This is a genomic window from Dactylosporangium sp. CA-052675, assembly GCF_050947935.1.
Lineage (GTDB): Bacteria > Actinomycetota > Actinomycetes > Mycobacteriales > Micromonosporaceae > Dactylosporangium.
This window is the reverse complement of sequence record NZ_CP192010.1, coordinates 3,336,948-3,362,068: the sequence shown is the minus strand read 5'-3', so window position 1 is coordinate 3,362,068 and position 25,121 is coordinate 3,336,948. Positions and strand designations below refer to the sequence as shown.

Annotated in this window: 27 protein-coding genes; 3 read left to right on the top strand and 24 right to left on the bottom strand. The window is 71.4% G+C overall.

Annotated features, from left to right (window positions below):
- Positions 1-125: 125 nt before the first annotated feature.
- The 3 genes from ACQP1P_RS15340 to ACQP1P_RS15330 all read right to left on the bottom strand — a co-directional run bounded on the left by ACQP1P_RS15340 (position 126) and on the right by ACQP1P_RS15330 (position 3,072).
- Positions 126-1,337 carry a cytochrome P450 gene (locus ACQP1P_RS15340; protein ID WP_433087231.1) on the bottom strand — a complete coding sequence of 404 codons (1,212 nt, stop codon included), beginning with the start codon at positions 1,335-1,337 and terminating at the stop codon, positions 126-128.
- Between the two features lie 166 nt (positions 1,338-1,503).
- A complete protein-coding gene (locus ACQP1P_RS15335; RefSeq protein ID WP_433087229.1) occupies positions 1,504-2,538 on the bottom strand; it encodes an aldo/keto reductase in 1,035 nt (344 codons plus the stop codon).
- A 72-nt stretch (positions 2,539-2,610) separates the two neighbouring features.
- Positions 2,611-3,072, bottom strand: a complete 462-nt coding sequence (locus tag ACQP1P_RS15330; RefSeq protein ID WP_433087227.1) for a VOC family protein — start codon at positions 3,070-3,072, stop codon at positions 2,611-2,613.
- A gap of 555 nt (positions 3,073-3,627) precedes the next feature.
- Here ACQP1P_RS15330 and ACQP1P_RS15325 point away from each other — a divergent pair.
- The gene (locus tag ACQP1P_RS15325; RefSeq protein WP_433087225.1) at positions 3,628-4,974 is read left to right on the top strand and encodes a ClC family H(+)/Cl(-) exchange transporter; all 1,347 of its coding nucleotides are present in this window, start codon (positions 3,628-3,630) and stop codon (positions 4,972-4,974) included.
- Positions 4,975-5,168: 194 nt separating this feature from the next.
- Positions 5,169-6,236 (top strand): MerR family transcriptional regulator, encoded by a 1,068-nt coding sequence (locus tag ACQP1P_RS15320; RefSeq protein ID WP_433087223.1) that lies wholly within the window; start codon positions 5,169-5,171, stop codon positions 6,234-6,236.
- A gap of 71 nt (positions 6,237-6,307) precedes the next feature.
- Here the strand turns inward: ACQP1P_RS15320 and ACQP1P_RS15315 are convergent, their stop codons facing one another.
- From ACQP1P_RS15315 to ACQP1P_RS15260, 12 genes are all read right to left on the bottom strand, one after another.
- On the bottom strand, positions 6,308-7,006 hold the full coding sequence (locus tag ACQP1P_RS15315; RefSeq protein ID WP_433087221.1) for a CbtA family protein: 699 nt from the start codon (positions 7,004-7,006) through the stop codon (positions 6,308-6,310).
- 83 nt (positions 7,007-7,089) lie between these two features.
- The gene (locus ACQP1P_RS15310) at positions 7,090-7,311 is read right to left on the bottom strand and encodes a CbtB domain-containing protein (RefSeq protein ID WP_433087219.1); all 222 of its coding nucleotides are present in this window, start codon (positions 7,309-7,311) and stop codon (positions 7,090-7,092) included.
- 252 nt (positions 7,312-7,563) lie between these two features.
- Positions 7,564-7,908 carry a hypothetical protein gene (locus tag ACQP1P_RS15305; protein ID WP_433087217.1) on the bottom strand — a complete coding sequence of 115 codons (345 nt, stop codon included), beginning with the start codon at positions 7,906-7,908 and terminating at the stop codon, positions 7,564-7,566.
- 26 nt (positions 7,909-7,934) lie between these two features.
- A complete protein-coding gene (gene scnC, locus ACQP1P_RS15300; protein WP_433087215.1) occupies positions 7,935-8,654 on the bottom strand; it encodes a thiocyanate hydrolase subunit gamma in 720 nt (239 codons plus the stop codon).
- On the bottom strand, positions 8,651-8,956 hold the full coding sequence (locus tag ACQP1P_RS15295; protein WP_433087213.1) for an SH3-like domain-containing protein: 306 nt from the start codon (positions 8,954-8,956) through the stop codon (positions 8,651-8,653). Before ACQP1P_RS15295 ends, scnC begins: the two co-directional genes overlap by 4 nt.
- Positions 8,953-9,393 (bottom strand): hypothetical protein, encoded by a 441-nt coding sequence (locus ACQP1P_RS15290; protein WP_433087211.1) that lies wholly within the window; start codon positions 9,391-9,393, stop codon positions 8,953-8,955. Before ACQP1P_RS15290 ends, ACQP1P_RS15295 begins: the two co-directional genes overlap by 4 nt.
- A gap of 350 nt (positions 9,394-9,743) precedes the next feature.
- Positions 9,744-10,466 (bottom strand): SDR family NAD(P)-dependent oxidoreductase, encoded by a 723-nt coding sequence (locus tag ACQP1P_RS15285; protein ID WP_433087209.1) that lies wholly within the window; start codon positions 10,464-10,466, stop codon positions 9,744-9,746.
- A 60-nt stretch (positions 10,467-10,526) separates the two neighbouring features.
- Entirely contained in the window at positions 10,527-11,474 is a 948-nt protein-coding gene (locus tag ACQP1P_RS15280; protein ID WP_433087207.1) for an alcohol dehydrogenase catalytic domain-containing protein, read from the bottom strand.
- The gene (locus ACQP1P_RS15275) at positions 11,471-12,637 is read right to left on the bottom strand and encodes an ABC transporter ATP-binding protein (RefSeq protein WP_433087204.1); all 1,167 of its coding nucleotides are present in this window, start codon (positions 12,635-12,637) and stop codon (positions 11,471-11,473) included. Before ACQP1P_RS15275 ends, ACQP1P_RS15280 begins: the two co-directional genes overlap by 4 nt.
- 2 nt (positions 12,638-12,639) lie before the next feature.
- Positions 12,640-13,473, bottom strand: coding sequence for a carbohydrate ABC transporter permease (locus ACQP1P_RS15270; protein ID WP_433087202.1), 834 nt, complete (start codon positions 13,471-13,473; stop codon positions 12,640-12,642).
- Entirely contained in the window at positions 13,470-14,351 is an 882-nt protein-coding gene (locus ACQP1P_RS15265) for a carbohydrate ABC transporter permease (protein ID WP_433087200.1), read from the bottom strand. The genes ACQP1P_RS15270 and ACQP1P_RS15265 overlap by 4 nt, the downstream gene beginning before the upstream one ends.
- Before the next feature lie 66 nt (positions 14,352-14,417).
- On the bottom strand, positions 14,418-15,641 hold the full coding sequence (locus ACQP1P_RS15260; protein WP_433087198.1) for an ABC transporter substrate-binding protein: 1,224 nt from the start codon (positions 15,639-15,641) through the stop codon (positions 14,418-14,420).
- Between the two features lie 249 nt (positions 15,642-15,890).
- Here ACQP1P_RS15260 and ACQP1P_RS15255 point away from each other — a divergent pair, with 249 nt between their 5' ends.
- Positions 15,891-16,703, top strand: a complete 813-nt coding sequence (locus ACQP1P_RS15255; protein ID WP_433087196.1) for an IclR family transcriptional regulator — start codon at positions 15,891-15,893, stop codon at positions 16,701-16,703.
- 34 nt (positions 16,704-16,737) lie between these two features.
- Here the strand turns inward: ACQP1P_RS15255 and ACQP1P_RS15250 are convergent, their stop codons facing one another.
- Genes ACQP1P_RS15250 through ACQP1P_RS15210 form a run of 9 tightly spaced genes read right to left on the bottom strand, consistent with a single transcriptional unit; the run spans position 16,738 to position 25,121 of the window.
- Positions 16,738-17,550, bottom strand: coding sequence for an IclR family transcriptional regulator (locus ACQP1P_RS15250; protein WP_433087194.1), 813 nt, complete (start codon positions 17,548-17,550; stop codon positions 16,738-16,740).
- The gene (locus ACQP1P_RS15245; protein ID WP_433087192.1) at positions 17,534-18,370 is read right to left on the bottom strand and encodes a hypothetical protein; all 837 of its coding nucleotides are present in this window, start codon (positions 18,368-18,370) and stop codon (positions 17,534-17,536) included. Before ACQP1P_RS15245 ends, ACQP1P_RS15250 begins: the two co-directional genes overlap by 17 nt.
- Positions 18,367-19,527 carry an aminotransferase class V-fold PLP-dependent enzyme gene (locus tag ACQP1P_RS15240; protein WP_433087190.1) on the bottom strand — a complete coding sequence of 387 codons (1,161 nt, stop codon included), beginning with the start codon at positions 19,525-19,527 and terminating at the stop codon, positions 18,367-18,369. Before ACQP1P_RS15240 ends, ACQP1P_RS15245 begins: the two co-directional genes overlap by 4 nt.
- 16 nt (positions 19,528-19,543) lie before the next feature.
- Positions 19,544-20,626 (bottom strand): amidohydrolase family protein, encoded by a 1,083-nt coding sequence (locus ACQP1P_RS15235; RefSeq protein ID WP_433087188.1) that lies wholly within the window; start codon positions 20,624-20,626, stop codon positions 19,544-19,546.
- Entirely contained in the window at positions 20,623-21,582 is a 960-nt protein-coding gene (locus ACQP1P_RS15230) for a Gfo/Idh/MocA family protein (RefSeq protein WP_433087186.1), read from the bottom strand. Before ACQP1P_RS15230 ends, ACQP1P_RS15235 begins: the two co-directional genes overlap by 4 nt.
- Positions 21,583-21,596: 14 nt before the next feature.
- On the bottom strand, positions 21,597-22,358 hold the full coding sequence (locus tag ACQP1P_RS15225; protein WP_433087184.1) for an SDR family NAD(P)-dependent oxidoreductase: 762 nt from the start codon (positions 22,356-22,358) through the stop codon (positions 21,597-21,599).
- Complete coding sequence (locus tag ACQP1P_RS15220; protein ID WP_433087182.1) at positions 22,355-23,323, bottom strand: phosphotriesterase family protein; 969 nt, start codon at positions 23,321-23,323, stop codon at positions 22,355-22,357. Before ACQP1P_RS15220 ends, ACQP1P_RS15225 begins: the two co-directional genes overlap by 4 nt.
- Entirely contained in the window at positions 23,320-24,198 is an 879-nt protein-coding gene (locus ACQP1P_RS15215; RefSeq protein WP_433087180.1) for a carbohydrate ABC transporter permease, read from the bottom strand. Before ACQP1P_RS15215 ends, ACQP1P_RS15220 begins: the two co-directional genes overlap by 4 nt.
- Positions 24,195-25,121: a carbohydrate ABC transporter permease gene (locus ACQP1P_RS15210; RefSeq protein WP_433087178.1), complete on the bottom strand. Its 927-nt coding sequence runs from the start codon at positions 25,119-25,121 to the stop codon at positions 24,195-24,197. Before ACQP1P_RS15210 ends, ACQP1P_RS15215 begins: the two co-directional genes overlap by 4 nt.

The following is a 25,121-nucleotide window of genomic DNA, read 5'->3' as shown; positions in this document are numbered from 1 at the left end:
GCTAAATTTCGAAAATGCTCGGCCGAGGTGCTGATCGAGGGAGCCGGCGGGCATCAGGACACGGCGGCGGCGTTGGCCGCTGATCAGCCCCCGGTCCGCTTCGAGCGAGGAGCGCGGCTGAGGGCTCAGCGCGCCGCGGCCGCCCGGCTCGCGGTCACGGCCACGGGCAGCCGGGTCGGGCTGACCATCACCCACGGGTTGCGGAACTCGGCGGGCTCGGTGGCGTCGACGGCGATGTCGTCGTAGCGGTCCAGCAGGATGTCCATGGCGATCCGCGCCTCCAGCCGGGCCAGCGGAGCGCCGAGACAGAAGTGCAGCCCGTGGCCGAAACCGAGGTGCGGGTTGGGCGCCCGGCGCGGGTCGAACCGGGTGGGGTCGGCGAAGACCCGCTCGTCGCGGTTGGCGGCCGCGAGCCAGGTGATGACCACCGCTCCGGCCGGGACGGCGGTCTGGCCCACCATGGCGCCGGTGTTCGTCCGGCGGGCCAGCCGCGGGAACGGCGTGTACAGCCGGACGACCTCCTCGATCGCGCCGGGCAGCAGCGACCGATCGGCCCGCACCTCGGCCGCGGCGTCCGGGTGCGCCTCCAGGCACTGCACCGTGTTGCCCAGGGTCGCCGTCGTCGTGATGTGCCCGGCGAGCAGCAGGAGCCCTACGAATCCGACGATCTCCCCGTCCGACAGGCGATCGCCGTCGGCCTCGGCGAGCACGAGCCGGCCGATCAGGTCATCGCGCGGGTCGGCCCGGCGGGTGCGGATGTGCTCCAGCAGGTACGCGTTCATCTCCCGGAACGCCGGCGCGACCGCGTCCACCGCCTCCCGGCTGGTGAACGGCGGCAGGGACTCGTCAGGGCCGGCGTCGGAGCGCTCGAACAGCCGATCGGCCCAGGTGCGAAACAGCGGGCGGTCCGCCGCGGGGATGCCGAGCAGCTCGGCGATCACGATCACCGGCAGCGGGTAGGCGAGGTCCTCGATGAGGTCGATACGTCGCTCGCCGGCCCGCGCGTCCAGCAGCCCGGTGGTCACCTCGGCGATGCGCGGCGCCAGGCCGGCCACCGTCTTGGGGGTGAACGCCTGGCTGACCAGGCGGCGCAGGGTGTCGTGCCGGGGCGGGTCCATGCGCACGAAGTTGCCGCGCTGGAACAGCTCCAGGTCCTCCTGCTGCGGAAGCAGGTCGCCCAGGTCGGAGGAGAACGTCGCGGTGTCGGCGAGCACCGCGACGATTTCGGGGTGGCCGAGGACGGTGCAGCACCGCCGCTCGTCGTCGTAGTACGCCGGACCGCGCCGGCGCGCCTGCTCCAGCCAGGCGTGCAGGTCGGACTGGGTGAGGGTCGGCATGGCGCATCACACTCCCGCGTGCGTCGGGGTCACGGGCCGCTCGCCGTCCGCAGGCCGTACCCGGTGGGCCCCGCACCAAACCGCCTTCGCCCGGGTGGGGGCCTCGGGTTCATCCGCCGTGCCCGCACCCGTTTCTGTACGCCGTTCCCCCGGTGGTGGTGAGCGTTCAGGCGGCGGCCCGGTCGCCGGTACGGCGGCGGCGCTGATCGGTCTGGACGAGGGCGGACGGCGTGTAGGCGATGTCGAGGGTGCCGGGGTTGACGCCGGGCGCGACGACTTCGTCGATACGGTCGAGGGTGGCGTCGTCGAGGGTGGTGCCGGCGCCGGCGAGCAGGTCGTCGAGGTGGGCCATGGTGCGCGGGCCGATGATGGCGGAGGTGACCGCGGGGTGGCTGACGACGAAGGCCAGGGCCAGATGGGTGAGCGACAGGCCGGCGTCTTCGGCGATCGGTACGAGTCGTTCGACGGCCGCGTGGTTGCGCGGGTCGGTCATGTGCCGGGGCACCCAGTGCATGCGTCCGGCCGAGGGCTGTTCGCCGCCGGCGCGGAAGCGGCCGGTGAGCAGGCCCGACGCGAGAGGGCTCCAGGTCAGCACGCCCATTCCGTAGCGTTGGCAGACCGGCAGGACGTCGCGCTCGATGCCGCGGTTGAGGATCGAGTAGGGCGGTTGTTCGGTGCGGAACCGTGCCAGCCCGCGGCGTTCGGCGGTCCATTGGGCCTCCACGATCTCGGCGGCCGGCATGCTGCTATGGCCGATCGCCCGGATCTTGCCGGCCCGCATCAGGTCGGTGAGGGCGGCGAGCGTCTCCTCGATGTCGGTGCCGGGTTCGGGGTGGTGAACCTGGTAGAGGTCGATGTGCTCGACACCGAGGCGCCGCAGGGAGCCCTCGAGCGCGGTGACGATCCAGCGGCGGGAGCTGCCGCGCCGGTTCGGGTCCGCACCCATGGCGCCGTTGAACTTGGTGGCGAGCACGACATCGTCGCGCCGGCCCTGCAGCGCCTTGCCGACGACGCGCTCGGTCTCGCCGTCGCCGCCGTACACGTCGGCGGTGTCGATGAAGTTGATGCCGGCGTCGAGGGCTCGGTGGATGATCCTGGCGCAGTCGTCGGGGTCGGGGTTGCCGAACGGGGCGAACATCATGGTTCCCAGGCAGTAGGGGCTGACCTGGATGCCGGTGCGGCCGAGGGGGCGCATGCGCATGTGCTGTTCCTTCGCGGGAGGGGCGATCCGGGGCGGCCGGGCTCGGCCGCCCCGGATCGGGCAGGTGGTGGGTCAGCCGGCGTAGGCCACGGCGACGTCGAGGATCCAGGTGACACCGAAGCGGTCGGTCAGCATCCCGAACCCCGGCGCCCACTGGGAGGGGCCGAACTTCTCGATGATCTCGGCGCCGTCGGCGAGCTTGTCCCACAGCGGGCTGACCTCGTCGAGGGTCTCGCCGCGGACGGAGACGAAGAACCGCTCGCCGGTCAGGGTCATGCCGTTCTCGCGGGTGGTGGCCGCGGCCGGCGCGGCGGCGGGGGCCTGGCTGGGCACGTCGTAGGCCATGATGCTGAACCCGTTGTCGGCGGTGAGCTGGCCGAAGACCACCTTGTCGGCGTCCGGGAGGTCCTTGGGCAGGCCGAAGTCGCCGTACGCGGCGACGGTCAGGTGGCCGCCGAAGACGGACTGGTAGAACTCCAGCGCCGCCCGGGCGTCGCCGCGGAAGTTCAGGTGCGGGGTGGTGGTGATGGTCATGGGGTACTCCTCGTGGCTGTGTCGGGCGCGATCGGCCCGATACGGGCTGGTACGGCCGGCTCGAGTCCAAGATTCGCGGCCGTAGGTGACAGGGTGTGGCACCTACCGCGGGCGGAATCAGGATCGGGCCGGACAACAGCGCCGCCGTCCGCGCCTCCGAGGCCCCGCGGGCGTACTGATCAGGCCGTCGCCGCGCTCGGCGGCGGGTCGCCGTGCTCAGCAACGTCAGGGCCGCCGCGGATGCCATGAGGACTACCTGGCCGCGGCCGGGCGGCTACCGATCGGGTGGTTTGTCGCGACGCCGGCCGGGCAGGTGCCGCTACGAATGCCGCTCCTCTCCCGACCCGAAGCCGAAGACCGTCTCCGAGGCGGCATACGGACGCTGCTGCTCGCTGAGCGTCAGCCGCTCCCCCTGGCGCACTCCCCTGCGGTCAGGGAAGTCGTTGACGAGGATGCGTCGGCCCGCCGGATGAAGGCGGTACGCATCCGGCCGGAGCGGGTGTGACGCGCAGGCAACGACCTTCGGCGACTTCGGAAAGCGGGGCGAGCCCTGAGATGCGTCAGCCCGACGACGGAGCGATCCGGCCCGCCGGTCCGATCAAGCCTTCCGGTACGGATGTCCGCGAACGGCCGGGCGGCTGGCACCTTGCGTACCTCGCCGTTCTGGCCGTGCTGGGCGGCGTCCTCACGGGCCTGGTCGCGGGTCTGTTCCGGCTGTCGCTGTCCCTGGCCAACGGCTATCGTGGCGGGCTGCTCGGCTGGGCGCGGCTCGGGCCGTCGTGGCGCTGGGCGATCCCGGTCCTCACGGCCGCCGTCGCGGTGATGCTGGCCCGGCTGGTCGTGCGCTGGGTGCCGGAGGCCTCCGGCAGCGGCGTCCAGCGGGTCGAGGCGGCGTTGCGTACCGAGGTGGAGCCGGTTCGCATCGCGCTGCTGCCGGCCAAGTTCGTCGGCGGGTTCCTGTCGCTCGGGGCGGGCATGTTGCTGGGCCGGGAGGGCCCGACCGTGCAGATGGGCGCCTCGCTCGGCGCCGAGATCGGGCGCCGCGGCCGTCTCAGCCCGCCCGAGCTGCGCATGCTCACAGCCGCGACCGCAGGCGCCGGGCTGGCGGTGGCGTTCAGCGCGCCCTTGGGCGGGGCACTGTTCGTCTTCGAAGAGGTCGCGCACGCCTTCCGCACCAGGTTGGTCCTCGCGACGCTCACCGCGGTGGCGACGGCGGTCGCCGTGTCGGGGCTGATTCTTGGTGACCAGCCGGTGTTCGCCGTCGGCCGGATGCCGGCCGAGCCGGTGCGCGCGCTCCCCGCGTATGCGGCGCTGGGCCTGCTGCTTGGCGTCGCGGGCGTGGCCTACAACCGTCTGGTGATCTTCCTGCTGAACGCGGTCGAGGGAATGCGCCGGCTCCCGCCGGAGGTGAAGGCGGCCGTCATCGGCGGCGCGGTGGGGGCGATCGGCGTCGGCGCGCCGGAGCTGATCGGCGGCGGCGAGTCGCTGAACCAGGCCATCCTCTCCGGCCGTGACGGTCTGGGCTACCTGGGCCTGGTGCTGCTCATCCGCTGGTTTCTCGGGCCACTGTGCTACTCGGCCGGCACGCCGGGCGGGCTGTTCGCGCCGCTGCTGCTCGTGGGCGCGGCGGCCGGCGGCCTGTTCGCCGGGTCACTGCACGCCGTCCTGCCGGCGCTGGACATCTCGCCGACCGCCGGCGCCATCGTCGGCATGTCCACGTTCTTCGCGGCCGTCGTACGGGCCCCGTTCACCGGCGTGGTGCTGGTCGTCGAGATGACCGCCCAGACAGCACTCGTGGTCCCGATGCTGCTGGCCGCGGCGGCCGCGCTGCTGAGCGCGACGCTGCTGCACGGCCCGCCGGTGTACGACACGCTGCGCGAGCGCATGCGGCCGCCGTCCTGACGGGTTCCCGCGGACGGGCTGCGGCCCGCGGCGTCTCCGTGGCGGCGCGTGCCCCGGTGACAACGGGTCGCCAATGCTTTGCTGTTCACAGACCCGCGACGGGGCAGGTCCTGCCCGGCGCTTGACCTTGCCCCTTGGGGAAGGCCCACTGTTGTCCGTGCCGGCCACCGGGCCGGCACGAGGAGGATGGCACCGTGGAGCTGCTGACGATCGGCGCGTTCGCCCGAGCGGCGCGGCTGACACCCAAGGCGCTGCGCCTGTACGACGAGGTGGGGCTGCTGACACCCGCCGCGGTCGATCCCGAGTCCGGCTACCGCTTCTACGAACCGGAGCAGCTGGCTCGCGCCCGGCTGATCGCCCAGCTGCGCCGCATCGGCATGCCGCTCGCCGACATCCGCACCGTGTGCGACCTGGAACCCGACGCGGCGGCCCAAGCGGTCATCGCCTACTGGCAGCAGGTCGCCGCCGACACCACGGCCCGCGCACACCACGTCGCCCGCCTCGTCGAGGACCTGTCCAGAAAGGGCATTGCCGTGTCCGACACCAAACCCACCCTGACCGTCCGCTATGCCGTGCGCTGCGACCCCGGCCACGGACGCGACAGCAACGAGGACGTCGCCTACGCCGGCGACCGGCTGTGGGCCGTTGCCGACGGCACCCGCGGGGCCGGTGCCGCCGCCAGCGCCGCGGCCGTCAACGCGCTCAAGGCGCTCGAACTGGCCGACAAGCCGGCCGTCGACCTGCTCGGCATGCTCGCGGCGACCGTCAACGACGTCGATCGCGTGGTGCGCGCCGCCGCTACCGGCGACAACCAGCCGGCCACCACCCTGACCGCGATACTGCGCCGCGGCTCGCAACTGGCCCTCGTGCACATCGGCGACACCCGCATCTACCTGCTGCGCGGCGGTGAACTCGCGCAGCTCACCCAGGACCACACCTGGGTACAGAGCCAGGTCGACCACGGCAAGCTCAACCCCGACCAGGCCGCCGCCCACCCGCAGCGCGCCCTGCTCACCCGCGCCCTGGGCGGCGGCAGCCAACCCGTCGAAGCCGACCTCGCGCTGCGCACCGCCCTGGCCGGTGACCGCTACCTGCTGTGCTCCGACGGGCTGTCCGCCGTCGTCGGCCGCGACGACCTGCACGCCGCCCTCAACGACACCGGCGAACCCGAACCGGCAGCGCAACGACTGATCGACCTCGCCTACGCCGCAGGCGCACCAGACAACATCGCCTGCGTCGTCGCCGACATCATCGCCGCGTAACGGCACCATCAACACGGCAGGGTCGCGCGACCCACCCAACGTCCGCGACGAAGCCGCGCACCCCTTCCGCATCAATGCGCGCGAGATGCGGACCTGGCCTCGGGCGACCTGCTGAGGGCTCCGAACAGGAGGCCGAGCGTGCTCCAGAGCACGACTTGCATGCCGGCCGAGGCCAGCCGGAACCGCCACAGCACGTTGGCCGGGAATTCGGCCGGTACTTCGTCGACCGCGGGTAGCGCCAGCCCGGCCCCGGCGACGATGACAAGGTACGCGCCGGCCGCCACGAGAATCGCGTTCCAGGTGCCGAGCCGGGGTGCGAGCATGCGTGCGAGCAGGACCGCGGCGACCGCGGCCAAGACGCTGATGCCGATCATCATGAAGTACAGAGCGGTGCGTCGGCCCACGGTGTCGGCGCTCCCGACCGCGGGCGGGTTGGCCGGGTACTTGATGTACGGCACGAGGAACATCGCGACGAATCCGAACCCGGCGACCAGCAGCGCTGTGCCGCGGGCGCGAAGCGAGCCGATCCGTCCGTAGCAGTAGCTGAATACCAGGGCGAAGATGCCGCCGAGGGCGGTGCCGTAGACCAGGACGGCGGTACCCAGTCCGAGGGTGGACTGCACGGCGCGGCTGACCGGCCCCGCCTCGGCCATGCCGCTCATGCCGGCCATGCCGGTCATGGCGGCCTGGCCGTCGCTGAGATGGGTGTGTGCGTCCTCGAACGCGATCGCATGGTTGATCTGCGGCTCACCGAAGACGCGGGCGAACACGAATGCGAGGGCGGCGGCCAGTGCTCCGACCAGCATGCCGCGTACCAACAGCGTACGTGGTGTCATCGCTTCGTCCCGCGCTCTCAGTGGCAGGGGAAGCCAAGCAGGTGCCGGCCGTCGTGCGTGAACTCGTGCACCGCCGTTCCGGAGAAGATCGAGATGGCGCCTTGCTCGACGCCGACGAAGTACAGCGCCAGCACGGCCAGCACCAGGCCGAAGACGGCCCACGGCAACAGTTCCCGCACCGGGATCGGCGCCGGCAGGGGGGTGGGGATGGGAGTGGATACGGTTGCGGCCTGAGCCATCAGGACCTCCTCAGAGTATTTGTGACAACGCGATGCCGCGCCCGTCCCTCGGGACCACGCGCGTGCTCGGTTGATGTGCAGGGGCCGCCTGTCCGTCCCGTGACCGAAGCCGCGGGACGGACGGCGGTGCCAGTTGCGACGGGCGACGAGCCGCCGATCTTCGCGGCGGAACGGCCGATGCGACGGTGAGCGGCGCCTATCGATGCGTCGCGTTGGGCGCCGGCGTTGCGGGACTCGGCCTCAGCGCCGACGTCACGGACATGGACGACGCCCGGCCGCCGAGTCCCCATCGTCATCCGGCGCGAACCGGATACGGACCTCTTCCATCTTGGATCGAAGCTCGGTCTCGGTGAAAACACCCTTGTCCATGAGTGCGTGCGCGGTCGTGAGCGCGGAGCGGGTGTGAACCGGGAAGGGGCGGTAGACGGTCTCCCCGAGTCGGTCCTCGGCCTGGCGGCGTTCCAGATTGTCCAGCGCGCCCCGCCAGGACAGGCACTCGCAGGTCGCCTGCATGCGGGATTCCCACGGCGCACGCGCGCGCTCCAGGGACGGCAGATCGTTGCCGGTCCGCTCCCCGATGGCGTCCAGTGTGTTCATGAGGACCGCGTAGGGCCCGTCGCCGGTCACCTGCCGCCGCCTCGGGTGTGTGCCGGCTCATGCGTGCGATTGACCCGTGGGGGCGCCTCCGCCGCGGTCCAGCCCGGCCGTGGCACGGCTACGCCGATCATCGTGTCGCGGGTGACGATGGCAGCGAGCTGCTCCTCGGTCCAGTCCTCCGTGCCTTCCGGTCGCATCGGCATGACCATGAACCGCGATTTCTGGTTGGAGTCGTGCACCCGGATCTCAACGTCGGCCGGCAGGACCAGCCCGAATTCCGCGAGCACCTCACGTGGCTGGCGGACGATGCGCCGGCGGTAGTTCGGGGTCCGGTACCAGTCGGGTGACATGCCCAGCACCGGTCTCGGATAGCAGGAGCACAGGGTGCACACGATCACATTGTGCAGCGAGGGGGTGTTCTCCAGGACATAGAAGTAGGTGTAGTCGCTCGGGGTACCGGTCCCGGTGGGGTCGAGCCAGTCCACCCCTACCTCTTTGGAGGCTTCGGTTCCGTCGGCGAGCAGCCGTTCCTTGTAAGCCGGATCGACCCAGGCCTTGGCGACCATCTTCGACCCGTACATGGGGCTGCGGCTGTCGGCCCATTCGGAGAAGCGGCGGTGATCCTCGGCGGAGAAGATGCCCTTTTCGATCGCCAAGCTCCGGACGGCGAGCTCGAGAATCTCGAACTCGCTGATCCCGTCCGAATCTTGGATCGGCGTATGATCATGGTTGTGCGCCGTGCTCATGTGCTCCGGTTCTCCTTCGTCGCCGGCTCGAGCCAGCGTTCCGAGAATTCTGATTCCAGTGTGTCGATGTCTGATCCTGCGTAGTCCGGCCAGAGCTCGGTTTGCTGGAAGCGGACGACATAGAATGGCTCGTGTCGGCCGTCCTCGTCGCGGCCCCATGCCTCGTCCTCGGGTATGACCCATTCGGGCCGGTCCTCGACGACGGTGCCCAGATGCCCGCGCATGTAGCCCTGCGTGCGAGTGTGGAACATCGACGTCGCGTCCCGGACAACCACCTGGTCCCCGGTGCGGAAGCGCCTCATGACCGCTCCTCCTGGCGCCGAGCACGGATTTCGTCGATCTTCGCGCCGAGTTCATCGGTGGTGATGATGCCCTTGTCCACGAGGATCCTCGCGGCGACCGTGGCCCAGCGCGCATAGTAGGGCAGTCCGAAGTATTGCGTCGCCCCCAGGTCGTTCTCCATGCGGCGGCGCATCTCGGAATTCCACACGCCACGCCACCCGAGGCATTCACAGGTGACGTAGGTGGCCATTTCCCACGGCCGTTCTGCCTCTTCCACCTCCTCGTACTGCATCGGCACGTCCGGCTCACCGCCGACGTCATGCAGAACATGGCGCAGAACTTCGTACAGCTCGTTGCTGATGTGATAGGGAGAGTCCAATGGCCGGCGGTATGAGGGCCGCAGGTTATTGACTTCTCGCAGCAACGTGTCGTACTGCGCCGTGCCGGTTCCCACCATTGCGCACAACCCCCTCCTGCGTCACCGGTACGCAAGCTGCCTACCCTTTCACCAGGCCCTAAACCTGGCATTCCGGCACCACCCGGCGATCATCAGCGCCTGCGCCGATCTCACACTCGGGTCCGGGGAAGGGTCGGCATCGCGCCGCGGGTGTGCCGCCGCGGCGTCTGCGCTAGCTTTCCTGCCAGGCCCCGACCGGCGGGGCTGCGGTAGCGGACCGGCCTGCCGGAACACGAGATCCGGCCGCTGGGCGACGCGGCGGCCACAGCGCTGGTCACCCAGCGCTTCCCCGCTCGCCGAGCGACGACGCGCTCCGGCTTCTCACGTCCGCGGGGGCGGCCGCCGGCCGCTCATCGTCCCAGTACCGTTCCCCCGTTGACTCCCACCAGCTGCCCGGTGACGAACGACGCCCCGGGCGAGGCCAGAAAGTGCACGACGGACGCCACGTCCCCGGGTGTACCGGCGCGTCCGACCAGCGTGCGGTCGACCCTGGCCCGGTGGAACTGCGGGTTCATCCGGTCACCGAAGAACTCGGTGTCCGGCACGTATCCGGGTAGCACCAGGTTGGCGGTGGCCCCGGCCGGCCCCAGTTCCGCGGCAAGCCAGAAGATCCACGCGTGCAGGGCCGCCTTTGCCGCGCCGTACGAGCCGCTGTAGCCGCTGCCGAGCTGGGCGCCGATCGATCCGATGCCGATCACCCGGCCGTGCTCGGCCAGTTTCGGCCGCAGCGCGGCCACCAGCAGCACTGCGGTCAGCACGTTCTGGTCGAAGTCGGCACGCCACTCCCGGGCGATGGCGTCCAGCTCGGACGGCACCGCCGCGGCGGTGCCCCCGGCACCTGCCACGATCACGTGGACCCGGTCCACCGCCAGGGCCACCCGCGCGGCACCGTCCGCCGTGCTCAGGTCGGCGGCGACCCAGGTCGCCGCGGGGCCGAGCGCCTGCGCCGCGGCGCGCAGCGTCGGCTCGCGCCGGCCCACCAGCACCACCCGGTCGCCGCTGCCGGCGAACGTCGCGGCGACCGCCCGGCCGATGCCGGTACCGCCGCCTGCCACCACCACCGTACGGCTCATCGAGCCCTCCTCAGCAGATTCCCGGCTTCCGCCGGGACGAGGCATTGGCACGTCCCGCGCTCAGGGCACCAACATCGTCTTGATGCGCGCCGACGGGCCTCGCATCAGCGCCTCGAACACCTCGACACCCTCGGCGAGGTCTCGAAGTTCCAGCCACTCCTCGTCGACGGCGGCGACCAGCGGCACTGCCGCCGCGAACTCAGAGGCGGTGTAGCAGAAGCTGCCCAGGACCGCCTTCTCACCCCGGATCATCGCCCGGCAGTCCACATCGGACTCTGCGGCATGCAGGCCGAGCCAGACCGCGGCCCCGCCCGGATACAGCAGCGCGACGGAGTCGGCCCGGGTCCCGGCCGTGCCCACCGTGTCCACAATGACGTCGAAGGCGCCGGTCAGCCGCTGCCCGGTGCGGCCGGCGCCCGCCTTGACCGCGGTCGCCAGCCGCTGTTCGGCCAGGTCGGCCACGTGGATGCCGGTCAGGCCGCGGCTGCGGAGCACCAGCAGCACCGCTGTGCCCAGCATGCCGGCGCCGATCACGCCGACTCGGGCGTCCGGGACGAGCCGGTCGGCGACCAGGTTCGCGGCGTGCACGGCATTGGCCATGGGCTCGACGAACGCTCCGCGCTGCGGGGACACCCCGGCCGGCAGCGGGTGCACGTTGGCGCGCGGCACGGCGACGTACTCGGCGAAGCCGCCCGCCCGGTTGATCCCGAGGATGCTGCGGTTGTCGCAGATGTTCGTCCGGCCGCGCCGGCAGTTGCCGCAGTCGCCGCACGCCACCAGCGGATTGACCGTGACCGGCGTGCCGTCGTCGACCCGGTGCCCGGCGAACTCGTGGCCCATCACCAGGGGCGGCTTGCGGAACGGGCTCTGGGTGGCGAAACCCTCCACCTCGGAGCCGCAGACCCCGGCCGCGGCCACCCGTACGAGCACCTCGTCGTCGGCCGGAGCCGGAGCGTCGAGATCGGTGACGACGAGTTCGAGCGGCCCGGCGTAGAGCAGTGCTCTCATGCGACGCGTACGTCCTTCCGCGCGCCGATGCGCGCACCGCTGTGGATGTCGAACCAGCAGGCGCCGCTCAGGTCGAGCAGCACCCGGCACTCGTCGTCGACGGCGAGGCCGGCGTCACCCGGGACCTTGGCGTAGTGCAGGTCACGCACGGCGGCCGCGCCGAGCGCATCGCCGTTGGCGGCGAGCCCGAGCCGGAAACCGACCACGGTTTCGGCGCCCAGCCGCTCCACCACCGCCACCCGGGCCGGCAGGCCGGAGCCCGTCGCGGCGACCCGCACCTTCTCCGCCCGCACGCCCAGCAGGGCCGGCCCGTCGGGCACCCCGCCGGCGGGCACGGTCGTACCGCCGTCGATCGTGGCCTGCCCGCCCTGGACCGTGACCGGCACGAGGTTCATCGCCGGCGAGCCGATGAACCGGGCCACGAAGGTGTTCGCCGGCTCGTCGTAGATCTCCTGCGGGGTACCGCTCTGCTGCACGACGCCGTCGTTGAGCAGGATGATGCGGGTGCCCATGGTCATCGCCTCGACCTGGTCGTGCGTCACGTAGATGAAGCTCGCTCCCACGCGCCGGTGCAGCGCCGTGATCTCGGTGCGCATCTGCGCCCGCAGCTTGGCGTCCAGGTTGGACAGCGGCTCGTCCAGCAGATAGATCGAGGGTTCGCGAACCAGGGCCCGGGCCAGCGCGACCCGCTGCCGCTGCCCGCCGGACAGGGTGCGAGGCCGGCGGTCGAGGTACGGCGTGAGCTCCATCGTCGCGGCGATCTGCTCGATTCTCGTGGTGATGGCGGGGTCGCGCATCGCCCGCCAACGCGCCACCATGCCGACCACCGGGATGTGCTGCCACCAGCGGAAGCGGCTCATCAACAGGGGAAAGGCGATGTTGGCGCGCACCGTCTTGTGCGGGTAGAGCGCGTAGGACTGGAAGACGAACGCGACGTTGCGCTGCTTGGGCTCCAGGTCGTTGACCCGCCGGCCGTCGAAGAGCAGATCGCCGCCGGTGATGTCGATGAGCCCGGCGATCATGCGCAGCATGGTGGACTTTCCACACCCGGACGGGCCGAGCAGCACCAGGAACTCCCGGTCCGGGATCTCCGTGGAGAACTCGTGGATGACCGGTGTGTCGCCGTAGGACTTCCGGATGCCCCGGAACGCAATGGCTGGCATGCCTACCCCTTCACCGAACCGGAGGTGAGGCCACTCACGATCCGGCGCTGGACCAGTAGGAAGAAGACGATGGCGGGAACGGTGAACACCAGCGCGGCGGAGAACACCGTCGACAACGGGGTGATGAACTCGCCGATGAACGACGACAGGCCCTTGCTGGCCGGCCATTTCGCCGAGTCGCGGATGAACGTCGAGGCGAACAGGTACTCGTTCCAGCCGTCGAAGAACGTGATGACGGCGGCCGCGGCCACCGACGGCGCCACCAGCGGCAGCGTGACCTGGGAGAAGATCACGAACCGGGGCGCGCCGTCGACCCGAGCCGCCTCCTCGATCTCGTAGGGGACGCCGTCCACGGCCGACTTGATGATCCACGCGGCGACCGGCATGGCGAAGGCCGTGTCGGCCAGCACCAGGCCGAACAGCCCGTTGATCAGGCCCAGCGAGACGAACAGCGTGTAGAGCGGCACGATCAACAGCGCCTCGGGCAGCATCTGGGTGGCGAACAGCGCGAAGCCGATGACACCCCGGCCGTGGAAGCGGCGGTACCGCGACAGCCCGTACCCGGCCAGCACGGCGAGCGCCAGACTGAAGAACGTCGTGCCGGACGCCACGATCGCGCTGTTGGTGAGCCAGCGCAGCAGCGGTACGTCGCTGCCGAAGACGTCGAAGACGGAGCCGATCCGGTCGATTCGCGGCCAGAGGCTCTGCCCGTCGAACAGTTCCTCGCGCGTGGCGAGGGCGGTGTTGAGCATCCAGTACACCGGGAAGCCGGCCACGACGATCAGCACGACGAGCGCGAGCCATCGCCCGGGACCCGCTCCGGTCAGCCGCTTCACTGCGCCTCCCGCCGCGCCGAGCGCCGCTCGACGACGAAGTAGACGACGGTGACGACGAGGGACAGGCACAGGCCGAGCATCCCCAGCGCGGATGCCCGGCCGAGGTCCGAGTTGGCGAACGCCTCCCGGTAGACGTTGATGACGAGCGTGTTGGTGGCGTCGACCGGCCCGCCGCCGGTGAGCAGGTAGATGATCTCGAACCGGCGCAGCGACCAGATCGTCATGAGCAGCGCGACGATGCGCAGGGTCGGCGCGATGTGCGGCAGGACGATCTCCTTGAGCGCGGTGAACCGGTCGGCGCCGTCGACCCGGGCCGATTCGCGCACCTCGGCGGGCACCGACTGCAGGGCGGCGAGGACGACGAGCATGATGAACGGGAACACCTTCCAGACGCTGACCGCGGTCACGGACAGCAGGCCGAGGTCGGGGTCGATGAGCCAGCCCTGCTCGCCGATGCCGAGGACGGCGAGGCCGCGGTTGGCGACCCCGTCGCCCACGTTGAACATCCAGGTGAAGACGAGCACGACGGCGATGGACGGCACCGCCCACGGCATCGCGAGGACGGCCCGCACGACGGCCCGCCCGCGGAACCCGTCGTTGATCGCGAACGCGGCGGCGGTGCCGAGCAGCAGCGACCCGGCGACCGTGCAGGCGGTGTAGAGGATCGTGGTGAGCACCGACGAGGCGAACCGGTCGTCGACGAGCAGGTCGTGGTAGTTGTCCAGCCCGACGTACTCGCCGCCGTCGGGGTTGAGCAGCTTGGTGTCGGTGAAGCTGAGCAGCACCCCGCGCAACAGCGGGGTGGCGGTGAACACCAGCAGATATACCGCCGCGCCGCCGACGAACAGGTACGGCGCGAGCCGCGATCGGGTGCTCATGGCCCTCCTTGGGGATCGTGCGCGGTAGATGCCGCTTGGCCCGGCATCTACCGCGCCGGTGGCGGGTCAGCCCCCGACCGCCGCCTTGGCTTCCTGGGCCGCCTTGGTGAGGGCCTCCTCGGGCGGGACGTTCTGCAGCAACACCTTCTCGATCCACTGCAGCACGATGTGGCGGATCTGCGGGGTCTTGGCCTCGAACCCGTCCACCACGGCGTCGTGCGAGAACGGCGCGTTCTGCCGGTAGGCGGTGACCCACGGGTTGGCCTTCACGTACGCCTCGGGGACCGTCGTGTCGACGGCCACGGTCGAGGCGTTGCCGATGACCTCGGAGAGCTTCTGCTGCGGCTGCGGCTGGACCAGCCAGCGCAGGAAGTCCTTGGCCAGCTCCTTGTTCTTGGAGTGCTTGTTGATGACGAAGTAGATGCCGACCTGACTGGTGTTCTTGCCCGGGAACGGCAGCTTCGAGGACATGATGGAGGTGCCCGGCACCTTCTCACTGATCATCGCGGTCGGCGCGCCGGTCGCGTCGATGAGCATCGCCAGCTTGCCCTCCTTGAACTTCGTGCGGAAGGTCGACGCGTCGTCACCCACGGCGAAGGCGCCGGAGTCGTAGACGGCCTTGTAGGCCTTGAGCGCGGCGATGTTCTCCGGCCGGTCGATGGTGAGGGTCTTGCCGTCGGACCAGCCGCCGCCGAAGCCCTGCGGCCAGTTGTTGAAGTCGATCCACCACGGATTCTCCTCGGCGATGCGGTGGCGCACCGCGAAGCCGGTGATGCCCGTCTTCTCCTTGATGGTCTTCGCCGCTGTGACGAGTTCCTCAGGCGTGGTCGGCGGCTGGACGCCGGCCTGGGCCAGGATGTCCTTGTTCCACAGCAACGCGTAGGGCGCGATCTGGGCGGTGATGGCGAGCTGCTTGCCGCGCCACTTGCCGCCCTCGTTGGTGACGTTGAGCTTCGCGTCGGCGCCGAAGACGCCGTCGAGCGGTTCGAGGACGCCCGCCTCGGCGAGCTCGGGCAGGAACGTGTCGGCGACCGCGAAGACGTCGGGGCCGCCCCCCGCGGCGATCTGCGTCTTGATCGTGGTCTCGTAGTCGGCCCGGGTGATTTCCTGCTTGGTCAGCGTCGCCTTCGGGTTCTGCTGCTGGTAGCCCTGAAAGGTCTCCCACATCTTCGCGCCGTAGCTCGGTGCCAGCAGGTCCCAGTGGGCGATCTCGAGGGTGCCGCCGTCCTGGGCGGGCTTGGTGGGTTCATCGGTGTCGCCGCATGCGGCCGTCAGGCTCAGTGAAGCCACGACAGCGGCCGCCAGAAGTGCGGATCGGTGTCTCAACATTCCAGTCCACCTCGTGTGGCAGTTGGTGTGTCGCAGGGACGCGGGACTTGGTCCACGACTGTAGACGTGGTGATCGAGTATGGGAATAGGCGTTCAGATATCTGAATCGCCACGCTGTCCCAGCAGCTCAGCAATGAGTCGTTGCCTACGGTCGGACGCGTGTGGCACCCTGCTCGGGACTCGACTCACGGACAAAGGCGGACGGAAAGCATGGCGCCGACACCCCGAACTCTTGACGCCGCGGACACCGCGACGCCGGCCGGCTCGATCAAGTCGGCCGAGCGGGTACTGCAGATCCTCGACCTGGTGGCGCGGCATACCGACGGGATCGACGCCAGCGGTATCCGGACCGCCCTGCAGCTCCCACGCAGCAGCCTGCACGGGCTGTTGCGGGTGCTGTCAGAGCACGGCTACCTGTTCATGGACCCGGAGTCCCGGGTTTACCGGGTCGGGCTGCACGCCTGGGAGGTCGCGCAGGCGTACGCGCACAACCGGAACATCACCGTCCTCATTGGACCGGAGATGCGCGCGCTGCGCGATGAGCTCAACGAGACGGTGCAGCTGGCCGTCCTGGACGGCCTCGACAACGTCTATCTGGCCAAGGAGGAGTCCGACCATCCGCTGCGCCTGGTCTCCGGCGTCGGCCTGCGGCTGCCCGCGCACACCACGGCGCTGGGCAAGGTGCTCCTGGCCGGCCTGCCGACGGCCGAGCTGCGCCACCGGCTGAACGGGGTCACGTTGCAGCGGTTCACCAAGAGCACCATCGGCGACAAGGCCGAGCTGCTGCGCCGGCTCGCGGCCGTGCGGACCAACGGCTTCGCCGAGGACGAGGGCGAGTACACCGTCGGGCTCTACTGCGTCGCCGTGCCGGTGCGCAGCGAGTCGGGGGCGGTCGTCGCCGCCGTGAGCTGCTCCGTGCCCTCGGCCCGCGCGGGCACCGCCGGCGACCGCGCCCAGCGATACCTGCCGGCGCTGCGCGGCTGCGCGGGCCGGCTCGCCCCGCTGATGGCCCCCCTGTCCTGAACGCCGCCGGCGGGGCGTCAGTCGCCCGCCGCGGTCACTGGCCACCACCTTGCCAGCCGAGGTCACGGGACATCGCCTCGCAGTGGCGGGTCAGCGTGTCCACCAGGTGGTCGCGGTGCGCCGGTCCCTCACCGAGCCGGACGCGCGGGATGGAGCAGCTCATCGCGGCCACCACCCGCCCGGTGCCGTCCCTGACCGGCACGGCGACGCAGAAGACGCCCGGGGTGTACTCGCCGTCGTCCTCGCCGAAGCCGCGCTCACGGATGTCCTGGACCCGCTCGAGCAGCTGCTGCCACGTGGCGACGGTGTGCTGCGTGAACCTGCGCATGCTCACGCCCTCGATGCGGGCCCTGAGGTCCGCCGGATCGAGGTGGGCCAGCAGCACCTTGCCCAGGCCGGTGGCGTAGGCGGGCAGCCGCATCCCGACCCGGGACACCAGCCGCAGCGGATGGTCCGCCTCGACCTTGGCGATGTAGACGTTGTCGATGCCGTCGAGCACGGCGAGCTGCACGGTCTCGTTGAGCTCGTCACGGGCCGCCCGCAGGTGCGGTTCCGCCCGGCGGGCGAGACTGTCCAGGTAGTCGAAGCTCTGCGCGGTCTCCCAGACCCGCACCCCGATCCGGTAGCGCCGCCGCTGCTCATCCAGAGAGATCCAGCCCCGGCCCACCAGCGTGCCCAGCAGCGCGTGCAGGCTGCTCTTGGGGAACCCGAGGTCCTGGCTGATCTGCGGGAACGTCGCGCCGGAGCGGTGCGACGCCAGATACTCCATGAGGTCCAGAGCCCGCTCGGCGGACTTGACGCCGGTCGTGGACTGGACGTTCGGCGGGGTGTTACGGGTGGCGGTCATGACGCTGGCCTCCTTGCGTGCTGAGGTGTGACCGGCTGTCCCGCGCAGGTTCGATCGGGAAGCGCGCCGCGTTGCCCGGGTCGTGCAACGCCACCACCTCATCACACACGCGTCGATATTGTTTGATGGCCCGTCGGCACCCGGCGGCGTCCTCGGCGATGCCGATCGGCAGCTCCTCGGCGATGTTGCGGTCGAAGAACGCCGTCTCCAGCAGGCCGACCACACCGTCGGCGCAGCGGACCCGGACGCCGGCCGACCCGGGGTGATGGCCGCCGGTCGTCTCGAACTCCAGCCCGGGGGCCACGGTGACCGGCCCGTCGGTCAGCACGAGCCGCCCGGCGATGGCCAGGTCCCGCAGCAGCGACCAGGTGCCGCTCGTGAAGTAGAACTCGGTCGGCGGGTGCCCCGGCGGCGCGCACAACATCTCCCGCACCCCGGCGTACGAGGCGTAGATGACGGCCCGCGGGAACAGGTCCGGCTGCAGACCGCCGGTGTGGTAGGTGACCGTCTGGGTGAGCAGGACGAAGTCGACGTCCTCGCCCCGGACCCCGAGCGCTTCGAGGGCGTCGGGCAGCAGCCGGACGTCGTGGAACGCGCATCGCGGGTCGAGGGCCTGATTGGCCCTCTCCAGCGCCGCCCGGTCGGCGTCGCCGATCGGCAGGCCGGTGTCGATCAGCCCCGTCCGCTCGCCGTCGGTGACCAGCCAGACGTAGAACCACAGGTCGTAGAAGTCGGGGTCGTTGCGGCCGAAGAAGGCCGCCGAGCCCACGATCGGCATGCGCGCCACCGGCGCCGCCGACAGCCGCCACGGGCCCGTCATTGGTCGAGCACCTCGACCAGCCGTTTCGCGAGCGCGGCACCGTCGCCGGGCCGCAGTCCCATCGGGTTGACGACGAGCACGCCCTGCCAGGCCCGGTCCTCGCCGACGTGGATGCGGGGCGCGCCCCGGTCCAGCTCCCGCACGACGTCGTCGGCGTCGCGACCCGATGCGGACAGGTCGATCTCCAGGACCGGCACATCGAGGTGGTGCTCGTAGCCGTCCCGGACCGCGCAGCGGGCGTCGGCCTGCAGCGCGGCCCGGATGTCGGCCAGCTCCTGCGCCCCGTGCCGGTGGTGGGCGTCCGGGTCCCGGACGAACGCCCGCAGGGCGACGAGCAGGCCGATGATCTGTTCGCGGCCGACCTTCATGCCCCGGCCGATGCCGTGGCGTCCGCGGACGGGGTCGGCGCCGGTGATCTCCGAGCGCTGCCAGGTTCGGGGCCGGATGTCCATGTCCTGGTGGTGCAGGGCGACGGCGCCGACCAGGTCGGTCCGGCCGCAGAGAATCCCGGCGGTGTGCGGGCCCCGGAACGCCTTCCCGGCGCTGATCGCGACGAGGTCGGCGCCGCCGCCGAGCAGCTCCGCGAGCCTCGCCAGGGGTGGTACGTCCATCGCGGCATCGACGAGCACCGGCACACCGGCCCGGTGGGCCAGTTCCGAGACCTCGGCGATGCCGAGGTGGTCGCCGCCGCGGCCGGGCCGCCACAGCACCAACGCGGCCCGTTCGTCGAGCTCGCGGGCGAGCTCGTCGGGGCGGGTCGAGCCGGGATAGCCGATCTCGACCAGCTCCGCGCCGACGGCCGTCAGCGCGTGGTCGTAGGGGTCCCGGTGGGCCCGCTGGATGATGACCCGGCGCCGGGGCCCGGCAACCTCGGGCAGCACGTCGACGGCCGCCGGGCGGTCGCCGGCGAGGCAGACCGCGGTGGCCAGGCTCAGGGCCGCGGCGGCGCCGCTGGTGACGTAGGCGGCCGGAGCACCGATCAGGGCGGCGATCTCGGCGCCGGCGGCCTCCTGCAGCTCGTCCATGCGCACGTTGCGTGCGCCCGCCGCCCGCATCGCCTCCACGACCTCGTCGGACAGCGGCAGGCCGCCCAGCCGGGTGGCCGGCCCGACCGCGTTGATGATGGTCCGCACGCCCAGCTCGGCATAGATGTCCATGTGTCGATACCCTCCTTCAGATTGGTTCGGCGCGGTACACGATCTCGCCGGCCCGGACGGTCAGCACGGCCGTGACGGCCGGAGCCGGGTCCTCGCTCACCCGCAGGACCGCGACGTCCGCCGGCGCACCGGCTCGGAGGGTCCCGACACCGGCGCCGTCCAGCCCGGCGACCCGGGCCGGCGCCACCGTCGTGCGGCGGACCACCTCGGGCAGGGCGACGCCGAGCCCGAGGAACTTCGCCATCACCTCAGGCAGGCCGCCGACGATGTCGCGGGAGTAGGTGTGCAGGTCCGAGCTGATCGTGTCGGGCAGGAACCCGGCCCCGACCGCGGCCCTGGCCTGCTCCAGGTCGAAACCGCACATGCCGTGCCCGACGTCGAAGAGCACGCCGCGCTGCCGGGCCTCGCGGACCAGGTCGACGACCCGGCCGCCCTCGGTGTACGGGGTGCCGGACAGGCCGGTGAAGCAGTGGGTGAGCACGTCGCCGGGGCCGAGCCGGGCCAGGATGTCGGCCAGGGAGGCCGGCGGCGGCCCGAGGTGCACCATCAGCGGCAGCCCCTCGGCGTCGGCGACCTCGCGGGCCCGGTCCAGGGCCACGACGCCGTTGTCACCGGCGACATCGGCGGACGCCCGGACCTTCACGCCGATGATGCGTTCCCGGTGCTCGGCGATCGCGGCGCGGCAGGCGGCGGGGTCGACGTACGGGAGGGTCTTGAGCTCGCCGGACAGCAGGATGCTCGTGGTGCCGACGGTGGAGATGTTGATGAACGCGCCGATGCGGGTGCGGGCCCGTTCCGCCGTACCGCGGACGAACGCCCCGAACAGGTGCGCGCCGGCGCTGCCGGTGTCCACCATGGTCGTGACCCCGCTGGGCGGGCCGACCACGTCCGGGTCCAGGCCGAGGTCCTGGCCGACGAAGACGTGCGTGTGCAGGTCGACCAGCCCCGGCGTCACCACCAGCCCCGACACGTCCACGACCCGGTCCCCCGGGCCGGCGGTACCGGCGATCCGCCCGTCGCGCACGACGACGTCCCCCGGGGCCAGGGTGCGGGTCTCGGGGTCGCAGACGAGGCCGCCGCGGAGCACGAATCCGGTCATGACAGCCGCACCGCCTGCCCGGTGCGGGCCGACTCGGCCGCGGCGGCGGCGCAGACCACGGCCAGCCGCCCGTCCTCGGCGGCGGGAACGGCGGGCTCCCGCCCGGCGCAGGCCGCCACGAACGCGGAGAGCTGCCGGTGCAGCCAGTCGTCGCCGGCGTACGACTCGGTCCGCTCCCCCGCGGTGGACGACACGGCGAGCGCGCCGCCCTGCTCGATCCGCAGCTGCCCGGCACTGCCCTGCACGACGGTCAACGACCGGGGTCCGGCCACGTGCGTGCGGCCGAACGACAGCGCGATCCCGGCGACCGCGCCCGAGGCGAACGTGCCGGTGATCGCGGCCGCCGACTCGGCCTCCCCGGCCAGGCCGGTGGTGCGGCAGGTCAGCTCGGCCAGGGACAGGCCGACCAGCCACGGCAGCCGGTCGAAGCAGTGATGCGACTGCAGCTGCAGGATCCCGCCCCCGCGGCCGGCGTCCCAGTACCAGGGCGGCGTATCGGGCGTCGCCTCGACGATCACGTCGGTGACCGACAGCGGCTCCCCGATCACGCCGTCGGCGACCAGCGCTCGGGCCGCGAGCCACTCGGCCCGGAACCGGTAGCTGAACCCGACCATGAGCACGATGCCGGCCGCGTCCCGGGCCGCGATGATCCGGTCCGCCTCAGCGACGGTGTTGCACAGCGGCTTGTCGATCAGGACGTGCACGCCGCGGGCCGCCGCCTCGACGCAGGCGTCGGCGTGGCCGTCGTGGGGCAGCCCGAGGTAGACGGCGTCGACCGCGCCGGAGTCGAGCAGTTCCGGGAAGCCGGCGAACGCGGTGCCGCCCGACCGGCCGGCCAGCGCGGCGGCGCGGCCGGCAACCGGGTCGGCGACGGCGGTGACCCGCACCCCGGGCAGCCCCTCGGCGGCCGCCACCTTGGCGCCCATGATCCCGGCACCGACGATGCCAAGCCTCATCACGACGTCGCCCCTCACATGCCCAGCAACTCGCCACCGTCGACGACGATGTCGCCGAGCAGCACGTGGGAGCTCTCCGCGGAGAGCAGGAAGCGCACCGCGGCGGCGACGTCGCTGCCGCGGGCGACCCGGCCGGCCGGGATCCGGGGGCGGAACGCCAGGAGGCTACCGTCGGCCAGGTCGTCGACGGAGGCGTGGTCGCTGGCGAGCTGGCGCATCATCTCCGTGTCCGTCGGCCCGGGCGAGACCGTGTTGACCCGGACTCCGCTACCGGCGACCTCCAAGGCGAGGACCCGCAGCGACTGGCGCAGGGCGGCCTTGGACGCCGCGTAGGCGGCCTGCCGCATCCGGGGCATCCGCGCGGCGACGGACGCGACCGCCACGATGGACCCGCTGCCGCGAGCGGCCATACCGGCGGCGTAGCGGCGGGCCACGTCGAAGCAGCCGATGGTGTTGACCCGCAGGATGCGCTCGAAGTCGGCGGCGGTGACGTCGAGGGTGGGTGCGCTGTCGAAGATCCCGGCGGCGATCGCGACCTTGTCCGCCTCGGCGGTCTCGGCGACCAGGTCCCGTACCGATTGCTCGTCCGTGACATCGACGTGGCGGGCGGTCGCCTCGACGCCCTGCACCCGCAGCGTGGCCGCGACGCGTTCGACGAGGGCGGCGTCGATGTCGGCGAGGACCAGCCGGTCGCCGGGGCAGGCGCGGGCGAGGTCCTCGCCGATCGCCTGCCCGATGCCTCGACCCGCGCCGACCACGACTGCTGTTGTGCTCACGGTTGTTCTCCAGGTTCTGTGGCGGGCGCCGCCGCGTACGCGAACGCCCGGGCGGGGTTTGCGACCGTCATGCGGTGGATGTCCGCCTCGGACACTCCCCGGTCGCGCAGCATGGGCAGGAAGTTCTCGATCACGTTGGCGTAGCCCGGTCCGCCGTACGCGGCGAGCTGACCCAGCTCGCAGATGTCGTTGGACAGCATCAGCTGCCCGGCCAGTCCCATGGCGGTCAGCTCGGCGACGTTGTCGGCCCGGAACGACAGGGGCGCGTAACCCTGCACGAAGGCCAGGTTGTCGATGTTGAGCCAGGCGCCCCGCTCGGCGATCGGCAGCCACCACTTCGTCCCGCGCCGGTCGCCCAGGTGCGACACGATGACGTGGGCCGGGTCGACCCCCTCCTCGGCGAGCAGGTCGAGCTGCTCGAGGGCGAGCTCGCCCCAGTGGGTGGTGTGGGTCATGATCGGGCACCCGGTGCGGCGATGGGCCCGGCCGGCGGCGCGGAACACCCGCTCCTGGTGCGGGGTGATGTGGCCGCGCTCGGTGCCGATCTCGCCGATGAAGCCGGGGCGGATGCCGCTGCCGTCGACGCCGTCGGTGATCTCGGCGACGAGGCGGTCGGCGAGGGCTTCGGTGCTGTCGGTGGTGATGTAGCCGGGATAGACGACCTCGCGATACCAGCCGGCGCCCATCACGATGTTGACGCCGCCGGCCTCGCTGATCCGGCGCAGGGCCTGCGGGTCGCGCTTGAGCCCGATGTTCGTCGGATCGCAGATCGTCCGGCCGCCGGCCGCCGCGAACCGGCGGACCTCCTCGACGGCGATCTCCTCGTCGTCGAGGATCGCCTCGTACAGCTGGCGCAGTCCCCACCCGTCAACCAGCACGTGGTCGTGGCTGAGGGTGTTGCCCATGTCCTCGGGCTCGATCGGCCCGAGGACGGTCATGACCTTCCCGGCAAGACTCTCGATCACTTCACACTCCCTGCGGCGAGGCCTGTCACGATGTACCGCTGAAACGCCAGAGCGATGAGCACCGGCGGGACGACGGTGAACATGGTGGCCGCGGCCAGCGTCGTCCAGGAGAACTGCTGAAGGTTCTGCAGGCCCGCCACGACCGGCGGTACCGTGAGGGCGTTGGTGAGCACCAGCGAGTAGAAGAACTCGCTCCACGCCTCCAGGAAGACCAGCAGGCCGGCGGCGATCAGCCCGGGCCGGGCGATCGGGGTGACGACAACGAGCAGGCAGCGCAACCGGGACGCGCCGTCGACCTCGGCGGCCTCCTCCAGTTCCTTGGGTACGCTGTCGAAGTACGTCTTGAGCAGCCAGATCGCCAGCGGCAGCGTGAACGCGTTGTAGCTGATGATCAGGGCGAGCGACGTGTTGAGCAGCCCGAGCTGCCGGAACGCGACGAAGAACGGCAGCACGATCGCGATGGCCGGCACCACCCGCGAGGCGAGCAGCAGCAGGTACGCCAGGCGCGAGCCGCGGAACTCGTACCGCGAGAACGCGTATCCGGCGGCACCGGCGATGACCAGGTTGCTGGCGACCACGACAATGCCGACGACCAGGCTGCGGGCAATCGCCGGCATCAGCCGGGCGACCGCGTCGGTGCTCGAGACGATGCCGCCGTCCTTGCCGGTGGAGAACGGCGCGCTGTTGCCGGTGAAGATGGCGACATAGTTGGCCGCCGTGGGGTCGTGCGGCCACCAGTGGAACGGCTTGGCGCCGATCTCCGACGGCCCCATGAAACTGCTCAGCACGGTGAAGTACAGCGGAAACAGGATCCAGACGAGGAACAGCGCGAACCCGATGTAGATCCCGGCCGAGGCGAGCCGTGAGCGCTTCACTCGACGCCCTCCGTGATGGTGCTCGAGCGGTACAGCAGCTTGACGAACAGGAACCCGAGGACGAGCGCGATGCCGCCGAGGACCACGGCGGTGGCCGAGCCGAGGCCGGTGTTCGTGTAGACGAACAACTGCTGGTACAGGTAGATCGACAGCACCGAGGTGGCGCCGCCGGGGCCGCCCTGGGTCAGCGCCCAGACCGTGTCGAACTGCATGAACCCGAAGATCGTGTTGATGATGACCACGACCACGATGACCGGCCGCAGCCAGGGCAGGGTCAGGTGTCGCAGCCGCTGCCAGGCGCTGGTTCCGTCGACCATCGCGGCCTCCGGCAGCTCCCGCGGGATCGTCTGCAGCCCGGCCAGGAACAGCAGCCCGGTGAACGACGCCTGCCGCCAGGCCCCGGCGAGTATCGCGACGACGAGGGCGCCGGTGCTGTCCGACAGCGGCGCCACGCCGTCCAGGCCGAGGGCCAGGAGTGCGCCGTTGAGCGCGCCCACCTCACCGTCGACGAACCACTTCCAGATCATGCCGACCATCACCCATGGGCAGGCCCACGGGACGATGAGCAGGCTGCGGGCCAGCCACTGCCCGCGGAAGCCGGTGTTGAGCAGGAGCGCGAACCCGAGCCCCAGCAGCGTGGAGACGAGCAGGAAGCCGACCGCGTAGAGCACTGTCGTGCTGAGCGCGTGCCGGAACTGCTCGTCGGCGAACAGCGTCCGGAAGTTCGCGAACCCCGCCCACCGCGCCTCGCCGCGGAAGCTGACCCGCTGCAGCGAGTAGATCGTCGTGCGGATCGCCGGCCAGGCGACCAGTCCCAGCACGAACACCAGCGCCGGGGTGGCGAGGACCAGGCCGAACCGGGCGTTCGCCCGGCCCCGCGGCGACGTGCGCCGCCGCGGGGCCAGGGCCGAGGTCTCGGCCAT